This window comes from Klebsiella terrigena (assembly GCF_012029655.1).
Taxonomy (GTDB): Bacteria; Pseudomonadota; Gammaproteobacteria; order Enterobacterales; family Enterobacteriaceae; genus Klebsiella; species Klebsiella terrigena.
In genome coordinates this window covers 2,138,816-2,156,997 of record NZ_CP050508.1, presented here as the reverse complement: position 1 = coordinate 2,156,997, position 18,182 = coordinate 2,138,816, and the positions used below count along the sequence as shown (strand labels likewise).

15 protein-coding genes are annotated in these 18,182 nt (G+C 63.1%); 7 read left to right on the top strand and 8 right to left on the bottom strand.

What is annotated here, in order from left to right; translation table 11 throughout:
- The first annotated feature begins 2 nt into the window (after nt 1–2).
- A complete protein-coding gene (locus HCK03_RS10145; RefSeq protein WP_167691508.1) occupies nt 3–965 on the top strand; it encodes a carbohydrate kinase family protein in 963 nt (320 codons plus the stop codon).
- The gene (locus HCK03_RS10140) at nt 952–2,037 is read left to right on the top strand and encodes an ABC transporter ATP-binding protein (RefSeq protein WP_167691507.1); all 1,086 of its coding nucleotides are present in this window, start codon (nt 952–954) and stop codon (nt 2,035–2,037) included. Before HCK03_RS10145 ends, HCK03_RS10140 begins: the two co-directional genes overlap by 14 nt.
- A 14-nt stretch (nt 2,038–2,051) precedes the next feature.
- On the opposite strand, the gene HCK03_RS10135 is transcribed toward HCK03_RS10140, so the two are convergent.
- Complete coding sequence (locus HCK03_RS10135; RefSeq protein ID WP_167691506.1) at nt 2,052–3,206, bottom strand: MFS transporter; 1,155 nt, start codon at nt 3,204–3,206, stop codon at nt 2,052–2,054.
- Between the two features lie 93 nt (nt 3,207–3,299).
- Between HCK03_RS10135 and HCK03_RS10130 the strand changes: the two genes are divergently transcribed.
- On the top strand, nt 3,300–4,079 hold the full coding sequence (locus HCK03_RS10130; protein WP_167691505.1) for an AraC family transcriptional regulator: 780 nt from the start codon (nt 3,300–3,302) through the stop codon (nt 4,077–4,079).
- Here the strand turns inward: HCK03_RS10130 and HCK03_RS10125 are convergent.
- The 5 genes from HCK03_RS10125 to HCK03_RS10105 all read right to left on the bottom strand — a co-directional run bounded on the left by HCK03_RS10125 (nt 4,076) and on the right by HCK03_RS10105 (nt 9,108).
- Nucleotides 4,076–4,816: a proteasome-type protease gene (locus tag HCK03_RS10125; protein WP_041146159.1), complete on the bottom strand. Its 741-nt coding sequence runs from the start codon at nt 4,814–4,816 to the stop codon at nt 4,076–4,078. The genes HCK03_RS10130 and HCK03_RS10125 overlap by 4 nt on opposite strands.
- Before the next feature lie 18 nt (nt 4,817–4,834).
- A complete protein-coding gene (locus HCK03_RS10120) occupies nt 4,835–5,650 on the bottom strand; it encodes a transglutaminase family protein (RefSeq protein WP_041146160.1) in 816 nt (271 codons plus the stop codon).
- Nucleotides 5,647–6,576: an alpha-E domain-containing protein gene (locus HCK03_RS10115; RefSeq protein WP_041146161.1), complete on the bottom strand. Its 930-nt coding sequence runs from the start codon at nt 6,574–6,576 to the stop codon at nt 5,647–5,649. The genes HCK03_RS10120 and HCK03_RS10115 overlap by 4 nt, the downstream gene beginning before the upstream one ends.
- The gene (locus HCK03_RS10110) at nt 6,570–8,009 is read right to left on the bottom strand and encodes a circularly permuted type 2 ATP-grasp protein (protein WP_041146162.1); all 1,440 of its coding nucleotides are present in this window, start codon (nt 8,007–8,009) and stop codon (nt 6,570–6,572) included. The genes HCK03_RS10115 and HCK03_RS10110 overlap by 7 nt, the downstream gene beginning before the upstream one ends.
- Nucleotides 8,010–8,208: 199 nt before the next feature.
- Nucleotides 8,209–9,108: an alpha/beta hydrolase gene (locus HCK03_RS10105; protein WP_167691504.1), complete on the bottom strand. Its 900-nt coding sequence runs from the start codon at nt 9,106–9,108 to the stop codon at nt 8,209–8,211.
- 231 nt (nt 9,109–9,339) lie between these two features.
- Between HCK03_RS10105 and HCK03_RS10100 the strand changes: the two genes are divergently transcribed.
- Together HCK03_RS10100 and HCK03_RS10095 are read left to right on the top strand one after the other, a co-directional pair.
- Nucleotides 9,340–11,160: an alpha,alpha-trehalase gene (locus tag HCK03_RS10100; protein WP_167691503.1), complete on the top strand. Its 1,821-nt coding sequence runs from the start codon at nt 9,340–9,342 to the stop codon at nt 11,158–11,160.
- A gap of 266 nt (nt 11,161–11,426) precedes the next feature.
- Nucleotides 11,427–13,547 (top strand): TonB-dependent siderophore receptor, encoded by a 2,121-nt coding sequence (locus HCK03_RS10095; protein WP_041146165.1) that lies wholly within the window; start codon nt 11,427–11,429, stop codon nt 13,545–13,547.
- 91 nt (nt 13,548–13,638) lie between these two features.
- Here HCK03_RS10095 and emtA read toward each other — a convergent pair whose 3' ends face one another.
- Entirely contained in the window at nt 13,639–14,250 is a 612-nt protein-coding gene (emtA, locus tag HCK03_RS10090; protein WP_041146166.1) for a membrane-bound lytic murein transglycosylase EmtA, read from the bottom strand.
- Between the two features lie 95 nt (nt 14,251–14,345).
- Here emtA and ldcA point away from each other — a divergent pair, with 95 nt between their 5' ends.
- Entirely contained in the window at nt 14,346–15,260 is a 915-nt protein-coding gene (ldcA, locus tag HCK03_RS10085; protein WP_041146167.1) for a muramoyltetrapeptide carboxypeptidase, read from the top strand.
- A gap of 92 nt (nt 15,261–15,352) precedes the next feature.
- The gene (locus tag HCK03_RS10080) at nt 15,353–17,086 is read left to right on the top strand and encodes a potassium/proton antiporter (RefSeq protein WP_041146168.1); all 1,734 of its coding nucleotides are present in this window, start codon (nt 15,353–15,355) and stop codon (nt 17,084–17,086) included.
- Between the two features lie 16 nt (nt 17,087–17,102).
- Here the strand turns inward: HCK03_RS10080 and dadX are convergent, their stop codons facing one another.
- A complete protein-coding gene (gene dadX, locus HCK03_RS10075; protein WP_041146169.1) occupies nt 17,103–18,173 on the bottom strand; it encodes a catabolic alanine racemase DadX in 1,071 nt (356 codons plus the stop codon).
- Nucleotides 18,174–18,182: the final 9 nt, after the last annotated feature.

Here is an 18,182-nt window from a genome sequence, read left to right as displayed (position 1 = left end):
CTATGCACAAGCTCACCGCGCCCGTGCTCTATATCGCGGGCAATTACAATATTGATTTGATTATGGGGACCCTCGCGCAGTGGCCCCTGCCGGGCACGGAGGTGATGCTGGAGCACAGCGCCCTGCGCCCCGGTGGCTCGGCGGGCAACTGCGCCCTCGCGCTGGCCGCCATGCAGATCCCGCATCGCACCATCGGCTGCCAGGGCGATGACGCCTTTACCGCCTGGCTGGCGGCCCAGTTTCCCGGCAGCGCCGAACGCTGGCCGCAGTACACCTGCGAAACCTCGCTGACGGTGGCGGTTACCCATCCCGATAAAGAGCGCTCCTTCCTCAGCAACTACGGGCATATCACCCGCCTGTCGGCGGAGGATGTTCTCGCCCAGCTTCCGGAACGGGCAACGGCCGGCGATATCGTCCTGCTCTGCGGGACCTTTTTATGTACCGCTCTGCTGCCGGACTATCCGGGGCTGCTGCGGACGCTGCGCCAGCGCGGCTTCCAGGTCGCCGTGGATACCGGCTGGCCGCCGCAAAGCTGGGATCCGGCGCTGCGCGAAGCGGTGAACCAGTGGCTGGCCGATTGCGACTGGCTGCTGCTCAATGAAGTTGAAACCCTCGGACTCGCCGCGATGAGCGACCTGCCGCAGGCGGCCCGCAGCCTGGCGTCGCGCCTCAGCGGCCGGGGAGGCTGCATCGTCAAATGCGGCGCCGACGGGGCCTGGTGGTGGACCGCCGAGCGCGGCGACCGCGCGGCGGTGAAGCCGGTCGAGGTGATTGACACCATCGGCGCAGGCGACAGCTTTAACGCCGGCTTTCTCGCCGGGCTGCTAAGCGGCCAGCCGGCAGCCCAGGCGCTGCGCTGGGGCAACGCCGTTGCCGCGCACGCCATTAGTACCTCCCCCCGCCACTATCCCGACTGGCGAACCCTGCAACACCATATTGAGGAGACCGCCGATGGCCAGCGTTGAGCTGATAAAAGTCGCCAAGCATTACGGCAAACAGACGGTGCTTCTGCCGCTGGATTTAACCATTCCTGACGGCAGCTTCACGGTGCTGGTCGGGCCCTCCGGCTGCGGGAAATCGACCCTGCTGCGGCTGCTGGCCGGGCTCGAGGCCCTTTCCGCCGGGGAGATATTAATGAACCGCCGGCCGATCGGCGATCTCGATCCCGCCGATCGCGACGTGGCGATGGTTTTTCAGAGCTACGCCCTCTACCCGCACCTGACGGTAGCCGAAAACCTCGCCTTCCATATGCAGGTTAAAAAGGTCGATAAAGAGACGCAGAAAAGCAAAGTCCAGCATATCGCCAGCCTGCTGGGAATCGATAAGCTGCTGGCCCGCTACCCGCGCGCGCTTTCCGGCGGCCAGCGCCAGCGCGTGGCGATGGGCCGGGCGATGGTGCGCAACCCGCAGGTTTTCCTGTTTGATGAACCGCTCTCTAACCTTGACGCCCAGCTGCGCATGGAGCTGCGGGCGGAGATCAAGTCGCTGCACCAGCGCTTTAAGACCACCATGATTTACGTTACCCACGATCAGGTTGAGGCCATGACCCTGGCCGATCAAATCGTGGTGATGCGCGAGGGGCTTATCGTTCAGCAGGGGCCGCCGCTGGAGATTTACGATCGCCCCTGCAACACCTTTGTGGCCCGCTTCATCGGCTCTCCGCCGATGAACCTGCTGGCGGGAGAGATAGCCAGCCGCGACGGCGTTCCCGGCGTGTGCTGCGGCGAGCTGTGGCTGGCGCTGCCGGAACGCTGGTATCGGGCGGCGGCGGCGCAGGGAAGCGCACCGGTCACCGTCGGCCTGCGTCCGCAGGATATCCAGCCGGACCCCGACGGCCTGCCCGGAACGGTCAAAATTATGGAGGTCACCGGGGAGTCCACCCTGCTGCATCTCGATTGGCAGGGATTCCCGGTTCACGTGCAGGTCGCCGGACGCATTGACGCCCGGCTCCAGCAGCCGCTGAACCTCACCGCCCGGCGCGAGAAAATCCATCTCTTCGATGCCGCCAGCGGCAGGCGGCTGGCGGAGGAGAACTAGCTGACGCGGGTGCCCTAAGCGGCACCCGCGCTCTTTTCGGCGAAACAGGGTAAATAGCGGATACCGGCGATGACGCCGAGCGCGGCACAGACCATCAGCGACGCCCCCAGCGATTGCCCCCAGCCGACCAGCGCCAGCCCGAGGCCAATCAGCAGATAGTAACCGAGACCGAAAATGGCCCCGGCGGTGCCGCGACAATCGCTGTAGGCGCCGAGCGCCGAACCGAGCACCAGCGGGATCGCCATAGCGAAAGCGAGCGCCACCCCGGCCATCGGCAGCAGGAACCAAAGCGAGTCGCGCCAGAGGTACGCCGCCGCGCCGCTGGCCAGATGGAGCCAGCAGGCAAGCAGCAGCATCCGCCCCTGAGTCACGCCCTGACGTAGCAGCCGGCGATTGAGCAGCGCCCCGGCCAGGGAGCCGCCGGCCAGCGCCATGCCGCTGTAGCCAAACGCGGCGACCGGCAGGCGCAGCTCGGCGAAGATAAACGGCGCCAGGCTGTAGTAGCTGAACAGGCTGACGTTGAACGCCGCGACCAGGATAACTGCCAGGCCAATCTGCCGGTCGGTCGCCATCCGGCGCAGCACCGGCAGAAACGCCGCGTTCGCCTGCCGCGCCGGCCGCGTTTCCGGCAGCAGCCAGCCGCACAGCAGCAGCAGGACGCCGGCCAGCAGCGCCAGGGCGAGGAAGACGCCGCGCATGCCCCAGCCAGCGGCGAGCAGGCCGCCGACCCAGACGCCCGCCGCCGGACTGACCGCCAGCGCCAGGCCGATAAGCGAAAAGAGGCCAGCGAGCCGGCGGCCGCTAAAACGGTCCCGCAGGATCGTCTGGCTGACAACCGACCCGACTGCGGCGCCGAATGCCGCCACGATCCGCGCCAGCAGCAGCAGCCTAAAGTCCGTCACCGCCAGCGCCATCGCGCAGCCGAGGGCGTACACCGAGAGCCCCGCCAGCATCGCCGGACGGCGACCGTAGAGATCGCTGGCCCGTCCCCAAAAAAGAACCCCGAGCGCGAAGCCGATAAAATAAACCGCCAGCGTTTGCGCCGCCTGCTGCGCGCTGACGGCAAAACGGACGCTGATATCGGTCAGCGCCGGGCTGTAAATGGTTTCCACCATCTGCGGAAACATCAGTAATGCGGTGACCAGCACCACGGCCGAACGCCCGAACATATCCACCTCCTGATAATAAGAGGCGCTATTGTAGGCAGGCCGGGGATCGGACATTATAAACATAGTGACTATATATATCGGAAATCAGACATTATGGCGTGGCTCGATGCGCATGCGGCATTCAACCCGGATGCGCTGAACAAAACGGTGGTTGGCGTCCGCTCGGCGCTCGGCAGCCACGACTCCGGCAGCCACCGGCACGATATGGCGCAGATACTTTTCACCCGCCAGGGCTGCGTGCGCCTGACCCTCAACGATGGCGCGCTGCTGTGCCTGCTTCCGCCCACCCGGGCGGCGTGGATCCCGGCGGGCGTCCCCCATCGCGCGGAGATGAAAAGCATCGTCGACTACCGCTCGGTGTGGTTTCAGCCCTCCCGTTTCCCCGATCTCCCCGCGCATCCGGCGATCCTCAACGTCGGCCCGCTGCTGCGCGAGCTGCTGGAGCGGACGGCGGCAAGCCCGTGGGACAGCGATTGGGAGAGCGGAAGCGGCTGGCATCTTGCCGCCCTCTGCGCGGCGGAGATTAGCGCAGCGGCCCATGAGCCGATGATGCTCGCCCTGCCGCAGGATAAGCGCCTGGCCGCGCTGGGCGGTCAGAACCTGCCGCCGACGTTACGGGCGCTGGCCGCAGAGTGCGGCGCCAGCGAAAAGACCATCAGCCGCATTTTGCACCGCGATACCGGGATGTCCTGGCAGCAGTGGCGGCAGCAGTGGCGATTGATGAAGGCGGTGGAGCTGCTGGCGACGGGAAAGCGCATTACCGATGCCGCGCAGGCGCTGGATTTCGCCAGCGACAGCGCTTTTATCTACTTTTTCCGCACCATGACCGGCATGACGCCGGGACGCTATCTTTCGTCATCGACGGCGGTTTAGCGCTCGCGCGCCGGCGCGAACGGCGGTAGCTTCTGGAAGGTGTTCTGCAGCCCTTCGGACCACGCCCTGCGAATGGTCGTGAAGTAAGGATCGCTTTCGGTGATGCGATGCTGCTCGTCGCTGCTCAGGCTGCCGCTGCGGTAGAGCAGCGTATCCAGCGGCAGGCCGACGGAGAGGTTGCTGCGCAGCGTTGAATCGATGGAGATCAGCGCGCAGCACATCGCCTGCTCAAGCGGCGTGTCGATGGTCAGCACCCGGTCGATAATCGGTTTACCGTACTTGCTTTCGCCGATCTGGAAATAGGGCGTATCGCGCGTGGCCTCGATAAAATTACCTTCCGGGTAGATGTGGAACAGGCGGTGCGTCTCCCCCGCCAGCTGGCCGCCCAGCAGCAGGTTACAGTTAAAGTTGGTATTGCCGCAGTTCTGCTGGTTGCTGCTGTCGCGCTGAATAACCTCCTGCAGCGTTTTGCCAATCAGCATCGCCGCATCATACATGGAGCTGACCTGCATCAGGTTAGGCTCCTGCTGGGTGCGAATTCGCGCGCTCAGCAGGCTAATCACGCTTTGGGTGGTGGCCAGGTTGCCGGCGGACTGCAGCACCAGCACCCGTTCGCCCTCCTGCTGAAAAACATGAAGCTTCTTAAAAGTCGCAATATGATCCACGCCCGCATTGGTGCGCGAATCTGACGCGAATACCAGTCCATCCGCTAAACACATGGCCACACAGTAGGTCATCGTTCTCCGTTCCTGCCTCTATTGCTGCTGCGCCTGTTGAGGATGTTCGCGCACTTCAGCGTTGGTTAACATAACTTCCCCGCCGCCACCCAGACGGGTGCCGCGCACCGGACAGGCGTCAAGATAGTCCAGCCCGGTCGCCAGCCGCAGGTGCTGATTCAGGTTACGGGTATTATTGGTAATATCAAATGATTTCCAGCGCCCGTTGAGCCACACCTCCGCCCAGGCGTGCATCGCCACGTGCTGGGCGTTATCGCTATAAACATAGCCGCTAACGTAGCGCGCCGGGATCGCCATCGCCCGACAGCAGGCGAGGAAAACGTGAGTATGATCCTGGCACACGCCCTTCGATCGCGCGAAAGCGTCGGCGGCGGAGTCCTGCACCAGCGTCGCACCCGGCGAGTAGGGCATTCTGACCAGCAGCTCCGCCATCAGCTGATTGAGGCTCTCCTCCGGCTCGTCGGCGCGATAGAGGCCGTGGGCGAACTCACGGATCCGCTCGTCGGCGCGGGTCAGCGGCGTGCAGCGCAGGAAGACCAGCGGCGAAAGCAGCTCCTCTTCGTCTACCCCGCTCTCTTCGTCCTCCTGCGCGATATCGACGATCCCGCTGGCGCGGATCGCTATCTCCTTATGCGGGTTATCCAGCGTCAGCACGTGCAGCACGTTGCCCCACGCGTCGGTGGTCGCGATGCTGGCGCCGTCCGGCAGCGTCAGCGTCCAGGAGGTGATTTTTTGCCGACCGGAGCTGCGCGGCGTCAGGCGCAGGTACTGAGTCGAAAACTTGACTTCTTCATCGTAGCCGTAGCGGGTCAGGTGGTCGATAACCAGTTTCATAGCGCCTCCAGATAGGTTTGTCTGATGCTGTCGGACAGGGCGTTAATTCGCGCCAGCAGCCCGTTGAGGTAACTCTGCAGATCGGCGCTGGCCAGCTCTTCCCGGGTGCTGAAACGCAGATCGACGTTAAGCTGATGCGCCAGGCGCAGCGGCATATGGGAGCGATCGTTGGCGATATGCTCCAGCTGGCCGACCAGGTCAGAAATGGAGGCCCTGAGCGAGCGCGGGACGTCGTTGCGCAAAATTAGCAGCTCCATCACCGTCTCCCTGCTCACCGGCTGGCGGTAGATGCTGTTGTAGGCTTCGCGGGCGCTGACCGCGTTCAGCAGCGTGTCCAGCCGGTAGTACTCGCGCACCGGGTCCGGGTCGCTGCTCAGCTGCTGATCCTTGACCAGCAGCAGCTGGGTGGTGGCGTAGGCGCGTTCAATCAGCGTGCCGATGCCGATAAAACTGAGGGCGTCGTTGCGCAGCAGGGTGCCCAATACCGCGCCGCGGAACAGGTGTACCCGCTCTTTTACCCACTCAAGGAAACCGTCGCTGCCGAGCTCGCTGATCCCCTGCTGGCGCAGCCTGCGCAGCTCAATGCGCGTCGCGTTAATACACTCCCATACCTCAGCAGAGAGGCTGCCGCGCACCGCGTGGGCGTTATTCCACGCCATCTCGACGCAGCTGTAGATGCTGCCGGGGTTGTTGCCGTCGAGGGCAAAAAAGTTGAACAGGTTGCCCATCGAGAAGCGCGCGTGGCGCTCCTGAAACAGCTCGTGGGTCTGCGACAGGTTCAGCGGCAGGGCCAGATCCCGCGCCTGCTGGCTATGGCGGGGGATCATCGAGAGTTTGCAGGTTACGTCGAGCACCCGGGCGTAGCTTTCCGCACGCTCCAGATAGCGCGCCATCCAGAACAGTTCACTCGCTGTACGACTTAGCATGATTCGTCATCCTCCATCACCCAGGTGTCTTTGGTGCCGCCGCCCTGCGATGAGTTCACCACCAGCGAGCCTTCCGTCAGCGCCACCCGCGTCAGGCCGCCGGGCACCAGGCGAATCTCCTGGCCGGAAAGCACGAACGGACGCAGATCGATATGTCGGGGCGACAGGCCGTCTTCGACGAAGGTCGGGCAGGTCGAAAGCGCGAGGGTATCCTGGCCGATGTAGTTGGCCGGGTTTGCCAGCAGGCGCTGGCGGAACGCTTCGCGCTCCTCTTTCGTCGAGCGCGGGCCGACCAGCATGCCGTAGCCGCCGGCGCCGTGCACTTCCTTAACCACCATCTGCTCGAGGTTGTTCAGCACGAACTGCAGGTCTTCCGGCTTGCGGCACTGCCAGGTCGGGATGTTGTTGAGGATCGGCTGTTCGCCAAGGTAGAAGCGGATCATCTCCGGCACGAAGGGATAGATCGATTTATCGTCGGCGACGCCGGTACCGATCGCGTTCGCCAGCACCACCCCGCCCGCCCGGTAGACCGACAGCAGGCCGGGAACGCCGAGCATCGAATCGGCGCGGAAGGCCAGCGGATCGAGATAGGCGTCGTCGACGCGGCGGTAGATAACGTCAACCCGCCGCGGCCCCTCGGTGGTGCGCATGTAGACCGCGCCGGCTTTAATAAACAGATCGGCGCTCTCCACCAGCTCAACCCCCATCTGCTGGGCAAGAAAGCTGTGCTCAAAGTAGGCGCTGTTAAAGCGCCCCGGCGTCATCACCACCACGCAGGGATCGTCCACGGGGGAGCTTTCGCGCAGGGTTTGCAGGAGATAGCCCGGATAGCGCTCCACTGGCGCAATGTGGTGCTGCTCAAACATCTCCGGGTAGAGGCGCATCATCATCTTGCGGTTTTCAAGCATATAGGAGACGCCCGACGGCGTGCGCAGGTTGTCCTCCAGCACGTAGTACTGACCGTCGCTGTTGCGCACCATATCGACCCCGGTGATGTGGGCGTAGATATTGTTGGGCAGATTAATGCCCTGCATGCAGGGCTGGTACTGCTCATTGGCCAGCACCTGTTCCGCCGGAATAATGCCGGCGCGCAGGATATTCTGCTCGTGGTAGATATCGTAAAGGAAGGCGTTCAGCGCCTTCACCCGCTGGCGGATGCCGCGATCGATGCGCCGCCACTCCGCTGCGGGAATAATGCGCGGTACGCTGTCAAACGGGATCAGCCGTTCGGTCCCCTCGCCTTCGCCATACACGTTAAAGGTGATGCCGATGCGGTGAAAAAGCAGCTCCGCCTGCTCTTTTTTTTGCCGGATAGAGAATTGATCGGTGTTGTGAAACCATTGCCACCAGGCGTTATAGTGCTGGCGCTGCTGTCCCTCGACGGTAAGCATCTCGTCATAATAATGCCCGTCAGGAAGCGTTATTTTTATCATGGCCGTCTCCTCCGGTTGTACTCACTTTGGGGTAACCCCAGGAAGAGATAAGCATTAATTATGCCAGATCGCGGCCGGTGACGGCGTTGTGCAAGCCCGCAGCCTCGCGCCGCCTGGCTGTGCAAAAAACAACCCGTTATTTTCCTTATATTTCGCCCGGTCTGCACCACGATGAGGCACGGCAAACCGCTTTGCGCCATTACGGCGAGAGCGCCTCCAGCCAGGTCGCATAGTGCCCCGGCCAGTCGACGGTTGGCGTCCCCGGACGCCCCATCGCAAAGCCGTGACCGCCGCTGGCGTAGCGATACAGGCTGACCGCCACCTGATGCTGGCGGCAGGCGTCGGCCATAATCAGCGTGTTGTGCGGATCGGACACAGGATCGTCCAGCGCCTGGGTCAAAAAACAGGGCGGCGTCTGCCCGGTCACGTAGGTCTGTACCGACCAGGCGCGGTCAACCGCCAGCGAGGCGTGAGGCCCGGCGAGGATCCGGTGGGTGGCGGTGTGGCTGTAGGGCGGCTCCAGGGAAATAATCGGGTAGATCAGCGCCGCCCCGTCGGCGCGGGCGGGGAGCGCATCCGCCGCGTCGAGCGGCGGATAAGAGGCAAAATCGGCCCGGCAGGCGGCCATCCCCAGCAGGTGACCGCCGGCGGAAAAGCCCAGCAGGCTGGCCTTCCGTTCGCGCTGACGAATCAGGCGCAGCGCGCGCTGAGCATCCTGCAGCGGCGCCAGGCCCCCCGCCGTCCAGCCTTCGCCGGGAAGGCGGTAGCTCAGGACGTAGGCGGTGTAACCGCGTGCCGTGAGCCAGCGGGCGGCAGGCCACGCCTCCATGGCCATTTCAATCCGCCGATAGCCACCGCCCGCGGCCACCAGCACGCCGTGGCCGTTGGGTACCGCCGGTCGCCATACCGTCAGCTGCGGCCGCGCTATCTGGCTAAGGGCGCCCCTGGCCGACAGCCGCACAGCGCCGCCAGGCCCGCCGCCCCCTGGCGCCACGCCGGGCCAGAGATTCAGGATCTCCTGCTGACCCTCGCCGGCGCCGGCGCGGCGGGCAGCCAGCAGCGCCGCGGCGCTAAACAGTAGAAAATGACGTCGGTTCACGGTTCGCTCCCGGGGCGCTTGTCGCCCGTCGTTACGGTAGCGCGATTTTAGCAGAAAGCGGCGCCGCGCACGGCGCCCTTATTCGCCCGGCGGCGGCGCTGAATACAGGTAAATTATCTGTTTTCATCCAAAATGTTAGCTGCGACACGCGTAGCGGCAGATATTCGTCTAAGGTTTTCTGATGATCAATCGCAGTGGCAAAATCGTCTGTAATGATAAGGAGAACTACCCATGACGAGATCCGTTTCACGTCGCCCGGCAGCGCTGCCCTACGCGCTGCGTCTGGCGCTGGGAGGCGCCCTCTTTGCGCTGTCAGCGCTGGCGGCCCAGGCCGATGAGACAAAACCCGCCCCGCCGCAGTCGCCGGATATTCTGTTAGGCCCGCTGTTCAACGATGTGCAAAGCGCCAAACTCTTCCCCGATCAGAAAACCTTCGCCGACGCGGTACCGAACGGCGATCCGCTGATGATCCTCGCCGACTACCGGATGCAGAAAAATCAGGCCAGCTTCGACCTGCGCCACTTCGTCGAGCTCAACTTCGCGCTGCCAAAAGATAACGACACCTACGTCCCGCCCAAGGGCCAAACCCTGCGCCAGCATATTGACGGCCTGTGGCCGGTGCTGACCCGCAGCACCGTCGAGGTCGAGAAGTGGGATTCGCTGCTGCCGCTGCCCAAGCCTTACGTCGTCCCGGGCGGCCGTTTTCGCGAGGTCTACTACTGGGATAGCTACTTCACCATGCTGGGCCTCGCCGAAAGCGGGCACTGGGATAAAGTGGCCGATATGGTGGCCAACTTCGGCCACGAGATCGATACCTGGGGACACATCCCCAACGGCAACCGCAGCTACTACCTGAGCCGTTCGCAGCCGCCTTTCTTCCCGTTTATGGTGGAGCTGCTGGCCACCCACGATGGCGATCGGGCGCTGAAAGCCTGGCTGCCGCAGATGGAGAAGGAGTACCAATACTGGATGGAGGGCGCCGATGCGCTGTCGCCGGGCAAAGCCAATAAGCGGGTGGTGCGCATGGAAGACGGCGCGCTGCTGAATCGCTACTGGGACGACAACGACACGCCGCGCCCGGAGTCCTGGCTCGATGACGTGACCACCGCCAAAAACAACCCCAACCGCCCGGCGACCGAGATCTATCGCGATCTGCGCTCCGCCGCGGCCTCCGGCTGGGACTTCAGCTCCCGCTGGATGGATAACCCGCAGCAGCTGGGCACCATTCGCACCACCAGCATCGTTCCGGTCGATCTTAACTCGCTGATGTTCCGCATGGAGAAAACCCTCGCCCGCGCCAGCAAAGCCGCCGGCGATAGCGCGAAGGCGGCGCAGTACGACGCGCTGGCCAACGACCGCCAGAAGGCGCTGGAGAAATACCTGTGGAATGACAAAGAGGGCTGGTACGCCGATTACGATCTTAAAAGCCACAAGGTGCGCAATCAGCTCACCGCCGCGGCCCTGTTCCCGCTGTACGTCAACGCCGCCTCCAGCGAACGGGCGGCCAAAGTTGCCGCCGCGACGCAGTCTCGCCTGCTGAAACCGGGCGGTTTAACCACCACCACCGTCAACAGCGGCCAGCAGTGGGATGCGCCGAACGGCTGGGCGCCGCTGCAGTGGGTGGCCGCCGAAGGGCTGCAGAACTACGGCCAGCAGAAAATCGCGATGGAGGTGAGCTGGCGGTTCCTCAGCAACGTCCAGCACACCTATGACAGCAAGCAGAAGCTGGTGGAAAAGTATGACGTCAGCTCAACCGGCACCGGCGGCGGTGGCGGCGAGTATCCGCTGCAGGACGGCTTCGGCTGGACCAACGGCGTGACCTTGAAAATGCTCGACCTGGTGTGCCCGAAAGAGAAGCCCTGCGATTCGCTCCCGGCGGCGCGACCGGCGGCAAATGACAGCGTCGGCGGCACGGCAAAAGCGGTACCCGCCGCCAAGCCAGCGGCGAACGACAGCGCTGGCGGAACGGATAAAACGGCACCTGCCGCTAAGCCAGCGGCGAACGACAACCCTGGCGAAACGGGTAAAGCGGCGCCCGCCGCCGCGCATTAACCCTCACCGCACCCGGCCTGCGCGTGGCTACCAAATCTGGTAGCCACGCGCGCTGGCCCTCACACCTTCCTCCCCCGCACGCCGCGGCTGCACCGATAAAAACCATATTTATCATCAGGTTTTACTTTTCTGCGCGCGAATTACATCTTGATAACGATAAGATAAACAATAATAATTCGTATTACTTTATGACGAAAATTGACACTTTCGCTTTTTCTCGCGGCGGCGTACAGGAGTACCAGGCTGCGTAACATCAGGATTATGCAATGATCGCTCGCGTCACCTTCAAACGCTCCGCCTTACTGTGCGCCCTCGCTACCGCTTTCCCTCTCGCAGGCCTTGCGGAAGAGACGGTCGTGGTTACCGCCCAGCCCGTCGACTCCGCCAGCACGCCCACCGTGGGCTATAGCGCCAAGACCTCCGCCGGAGCCACCAAAACCGATCAGCCGCTGATTACGACCGCCCAGTCGGTGTCGGTTATTACCCGGCAGCAAATGGCCGATCAGGGCGCGAATACGATTAGCCAGGCGCTGCAGTACACGCCCGGCGTCTACTCTAGCTTTGGCGGCGGCGCGACGCGTTTTGATACCGTCTCCCTGCGCGGCTACCACGGCGGCGACGTGGATAACCTGTTCCTCGACGGCATGCGCCTGATGAGCGACGGCGGGAGCCATAACGTCATTCAGGTCGATCCGTGGTTTATCGAACGGGTGGACGTTATCCGCGGCCCCTCCTCCGCGCTGTACGGGCAAAGCGTGCCGGGCGGCCTGGTCAACCTGACCTCGAAGCGCCCGCAGTTCACCTCCGAAGGTCATTTCCGCCTCAGCGGCGGAACGCAAAATACCAAAGGCGCCGCCTTCGACTATACCGATGCCATTAACGACCAGTGGGCCTATCGGATTATCGGCATGACGCGCTCCAGCGATACCCAGTATGACAACTCCCGCGAAGAGCGTTACGCCATTTCGCCGTCCCTGCTCTGGCAGCCGGATAGCGACACCTCGCTGCTGCTGCGCGCCTATCTGCAAAAAGATCCGTCGGGCGGCTATCACGGCTCGCTGCCGCTGGACGGCACCCGCTACGCGCACAACGGGCGCAAGCTCTCCACCAGCACCAACGAAGGCGATCCGTCCGATGGCTATCAGCGTCGCGAGCAGATCTACAGCTATGAGTTTAATCACCAGTTCAGCGACGTCTGGTCGGCCTACTCCGCCGGCAGCTATACCCACACCAACGTCTCGTTAGATCAGGTGTATCAGGTGGGCTGGGTTGACGATAGCAATATGCTCTCTCGCGGCTACAGCGGCTCGCGCGGCTCGCTGGACGCGTGGTCTACGGATAACCGCCTGCGCGCCGATTTTAATACCGGCGAGCTGGCGCATACCCTCATCCTCGGCGCGGAATATCACCGCTTCCGCAACGATTTATGGACCGGAGCCGGCAGCGCCTCGCCGCTCGATCCGTTTAGCGGCTATACCGCCCAAACCGGACACACCGTCACCTACAGCGACAACAATAACCGCCGCTACTATCAAACCGGGCTCTATCTGCAGGATGAGATGGTGTGGAACCGCTGGCATCTGGATCTCTCCGGCCGCTACGATCGCATCGTTTCCCAGCAGGTCAGCGACACGTTCGGCACCTCGAGCCGCCGTTCGGATGACCATATCAGCGGCCGCGCCTCCCTGCTGTACGCTCTGGAAAACGGCCTCTCGCCGTACCTGAGCTACAGCCAGGCCATTACCCCGGCAATGCTGCCGGGAGCCGACGGCACCCTGCTTAAACCGACGACCGCGGAGCAGGTCGAAGCGGGTCTGAAGTTCCAGCCGCCGGGCAGCGCCGATATGTACAGTATCGCTATCTATGATTTAACCCAGAAAGACGTGGCCACCCGCGATCCGAATATCGCCACCGCGACCTTTGTTCCGGCCGGGAAGGTGCACTCTCAGGGCGTCGAGCTGGAGATGCATAACCAAATTACGCCGCAGCTGAGCACCATCGCCTCCTATACCTGGAACCGCCTGCGCTTCCAGGAAACCAGGGACGGCACCAACGATAATACGCCGCAGCTCTCGCCGGATCAGATGGCTTCCTTCTGGGCGCGCTATCAGTTCCCGGCAGGGATCAGCGCCGGTGCGGGGGTTCGCTATATTGGGAAACAGTGGGCGGATGATGCCAATACCGAGCGTCTGCCGTCGGTGACCCTGCTGGATGCCATGGTGCGTGCGGATCTCGGCGTCTGGTCGCCGTCGCTGAAAGGGGCGTTCGTGCAGGTGAATGCGAATAACCTCAGCGACCGGGAGTACCTCTCCGGCTGCTACGGAACCGGCAACTGCTACTGGGGCGCGGAGCGCAGCGTGACGGCCACCGTCGGCTACGATTTCTAAGCTCTGGTCTAAAACGCCGCGCCTGCGGGCGACAGAATCACGCGTTCTGTCGCCCGCTAAGCGCGGCGCGAGTGGCGCAAGGCGGCGATGATTACATCGCGTCCAGCGCTTTCTGCAGCTTCCAGATATAGCGCGGCGCCTGCGGAGCCGGATGCTTTTTCGCTACGTGCTCGAAGAAGTCGTCGGCATCCATATCATTGATCTCGTCAATCGCGTCCTGCCGGTTCGATGAGAAGGTGCGCAGCAGCGCGCCGGCGCCGTTGGCGTAGGAGACCACCACCGCGTAGCGCATCACCTGCGGATCTTTAATCCCGGCCAGCGGACCGTTCTCAAGAATGCTCAGATAGGCCGCGCCCATCGAAATATTGCGCTCCGGGTTTTTCAGCTCGCTCACCGACGGCTCGCCGCGCCAGCCCATGCGCTGGTAAACATCGCGCCCGGAGGTCGAAGGCTTCAGCTGCATCAGGCCAACCGCGCCGGATTTACTCACTACCGTGGGATTACCGCCGGACTCAATGGCAATAATCGCCGTCACCAGCTGTGGGTCAACGCCCCACGCCGCGCCGGCTTTTTCGCTGATTGGCATCCACTGCATCGCCCGCTTCACCGGAACCTCGGCGTTCCACGGCGGATTGCGGTAATCATGTTTCGAGCTACAGCCGGCCAGGAACACAAATAAAAAAACGCACCATCTCAATTTCACACATCTATCCTTATTGGCTGAAGTTTGCTGCCTGGAGATGACAATAATCGCTCCAGGCGGCATGATAACCCTTTCATTCTTAGCAAGGAATTGTCATGTCTCAGTTTTATCTGGTCGCCCCCTCAGGCTACTGCACCAACCAGCAGGCGGCGGCCCGCGGCGTCAGCCGTCTGCTGGAAGCAGGACACCAGGTGATGAACCAGCAGGTCATTACCCGCCGACAGCAGCGCTTTGCCGGGACTGAGCAGCAACGCCTGGACGATATCAACCAGCTCGCCACCCTCGACGGCAGCAACCGCATCGTCATGCCGGTGCGCGGCGGCTACGGCGCCAGCCGTCTGCTCCCGCATATCGACTGGCAGGGCCTGACCGCGCGCCAGCGGCAGGACCCGCTGCTGATCTGCGGCCACAGTGATTTCACGGCGATCCAGCTGGGTCTGCTGGCAAAGGGTAGCATAATCACCTTCAGCGGGCCGATGTTGGCAGGTAACTTTGGTGCAGAAACGCTGGATCCGTTCACGGAATTTCACTTCTGGCAGGCGCTGAGCAGCCCGCAGTTTACCCTCGAATGGGACGGCGACGGTCCGGAGTGCCGCGCGCAGGGCACGCTGTGGGGCGGTAACCTGGCGATGCTCACCTCGCTTATCGGCACGCCGTGGCTGCCGCAGATTGCCGACGGCATTCTGGTACTGGAAGATATCAACGAACATCCGTTCCGCGTCGAGCGCATGCTGCTGCAGCTGCTACATAGCGGCATTCTTGCGCGCCAGCGGGCGATTATCCTCGGCAGCTTCAGCGGCGCCGCGCCCAACGATTACGACGCCGGATACGATTTACCGGCGGTCTACGCTTACCTGCGCGCGCAGCTCGCTATTCCGCTGATCGACGGCTTAGATTTCGGCCACGAGCAGCGCACCGTCACCCTGCCGCTCGGCGCGCGGGCGCTGCTGGTGAACAATGCGGCCACTACCACCCTCACGCTGAGCGGCCATCCGGTGCTGACGGAATAAAATTTTCCGTGACACATTTCCGGATCCCCCGCGGATGGTTAATATGTTGTCAATTTCTCAAAGTCTTCATACGCGTAAGGAGTGCATGAACATTGGATGCCGGTGCGGTTATTAGTCTGTTTATTCTGGGTTCTGTATTAGTAACCTGTAGCATTTTATTGAGTTCCTTTTCCTCACGTCTCGGCATTCCGATTCTGGTCATCTTCCTGGCTATCGGCATGCTGGCGGGCATTGACGGTATCGGCGGCATCCCTTTTGACAACTACCCTTTCGCCTATATGGTGAGTAACCTGGCGCTGGCGGTGATCCTACTGGACGGCGGGATGCGCACCCAGGCCAGCTCCTTTCGCGTGGCGCTGTGGCCCGCGCTTTCGCTGGCCACCGTCGGGGTACTGATCACCTCCTGCCTGACCGGGCTGATGGCGGCGTGGCTGTTTCATCTCAACCTGATTGAGGGGATGCTGATCGGCGCGATTGTGGGCTCTACCGACGCCGCGGCGGTCTTCTCCCTGCTCGGCGGCAAGGGCCTCAACGAACGCGTCGGCTCAACGCTGGAGATCGAATCCGGCAGCAACGATCCGATGGCGGTATTTCTGACCATCACGCTTATCGAGATGATTCAGCAGCACGAAACCGGCCTCAGCTGGATGTTTGCGGTCCACATCGTGCAGCAGTTTGGCCTCGGGATCGTCATCGGCCTCGGCGGCGGCTATCTGCTCCTGCAGATGATAAACCGCATCGTGCTGCCGACCGGCCTCTATCCTCTGCTGGCGCTGAGCGGCGGAATTATGATTTTCGCCGTCACCACCTCGCTGGACGGCAGCGGCATCCTGGCGGTCTATCTGTGCGGCTTCCTGCTCGGCAACCGGCCGATTCGCAACCGCCACGGCATTCTGCAAAACTTCGACGGCCTGGCGTGGCTGGCGCAAATCGCCATGTTCCTGGTACTCGGCCTGCTGGTGACGCCGTCGGACCTGTGGCCGATTGCGATCCCGGCGCTGCTGCTGTCGATGTGGATGATTTTTATCGCCCGTCCGCTGTCGGTCTTCGCCGGCCTGCTGCCGTTTCGCGGGTTTAACCTGCGCGAGCGCATCTTCATCAGCTGGGTGGGATTACGCGGCGCGGTACCGATTATCCTCGCCGTATTCCCGATGATGGCCGGGCTTGAGAATGCGCGCCTGTTCTTCAACGTCGCCTTCTTCGTGGTGCTGGTCTCGCTGCTGCTGCAGGGCACCTCGCTGTCGTGGGCGGCGAAAAAAGCGCGGGTGGTGGTCCCACCGGTCGGCTGGCCCATTTCCCGGGTCGGGCTGGATATCCATCCGGAGAATCCGTGGGAGCAGTTCGTCTATCAGCTCAGCGCCGATAAATGGTGCGTCGGCGCGGCGCTTCGCGATCTGCATATGCCGCCGGAAACGCGCATTGCCGCCCTGTTTCGCGATAACGCGCTGCTGCACCCCACCGGCAGCACCCGCCTGCTGGAGGGCGATATTCTGTGCGTGATCGGCCGCGAGCGCGACCTGCCCGCGCTGGGTAAGATGTTCAGCCAGTCGCCGCCGGTAGCGCTCGACCAGCGCTTCTTCGGCGACTTTATCCTTGACGCCAGCGCCAGGTTTGCCGACGTCGCGCAAATTTACGGCCTCGACGGCGGAGAAGAGTATCGCGATCGCCAGCTGTCGCTGGGCGACGTGGTGCAGCACCAGCTCGGCGCGGCGCCGGTAGTGGGTGACCAGGTTGAGTTTGCCGGCATGGTGTGGACGGTCGCGGAAAAAGAAGAGGACCACGTTCTGAAGGTGGGCGTTCGCGTTGCGGAAGACGAGGCGGAGTGATCCGCCTCACGGAAAGTTACGCCGTCACAACAGGGACGCGCGGCGCCAGAGCGCACATCAGCTCATAGCCAACGGTGCCGCTGGCGGCGGCTACGTCGTCGATTTTCACTTCCTTGCCCCACAGTTCGACCGGCGCACCGATCCCGGCCTGTGGGCATGGCGTGAGGTCTACCGCCAGCATATCCATCGACACGCGCCCCACCAGCGTGGTGCGCACGCCGTCAACCAGCACCGGCGTTCCTGCCGGCGCGATACGCGGATAGCCGTCGGCATAGCCGCAGGCCACGATGCCAATCCGCTGCTCCTCCGTCGTCCGGTAGAGGCCGCCGTAGCCCACCGCCTCACCCGCCTTCAGGTTCTGCACCGCAATAATCTCGCTGCTGAGGGTCATCACCGGCTTCAAGCCGCTGTTGGCGATATCCTGCCACTGGCCGGACGGCGAGGCGCCGTACAGCACGATCCCCGGCCTGACCCAGTCAAAATGCGCTTCCGGGTGCCAGAGGGTCGCCGCCGAGTTCGCCAGCGAGCGCGAGCACGCCAGCCCTTCCGCCGCCTGCTCGATGCGGCGCATCGGCTCGACGATGCCCTGCGGATTTTCCGCGTCGGCAAAGTGCGACATCAGCGTCATTTCGCTGACGTTGCCCAGCGCCCGCAGCTGCTGCCAGACGGTATGGATGCGCTCCGGCATAAAGCCCAGCCGGTTCATGCCGCTGTTGACCTTAACGTAGATATCCAGCGGAGCGTGGAGCTTCGCCTGCTGCAGCGCCTTGATTTGCCAGTTGCTGTGCACGCTGGTGGTCAGGCGATACTTATCAAACAGCGCCAGCTCGTCGGCGTGGAAGAAGCCCTCAAGCAGCAGAATCGGACCTTTCCAGCCCTGCTCGCGCAGCAGGATCGCCTCTTCAAGATTCAGCATCGCAAAGCCATCTGCGCCGCTGAGCGCATTCCACACGCGCGCCAGGCCGTGGCCGTAGGCGTTGGCTTTCACCACCGCCCACAGCCGCGAGCCAGGAGCCGCGCGCCGGACAATCTGCAAATTCTGCCGCAGGGCCGACAAATCAATGCTGGCCAGTACCGGACGGGACATGAAAACTCC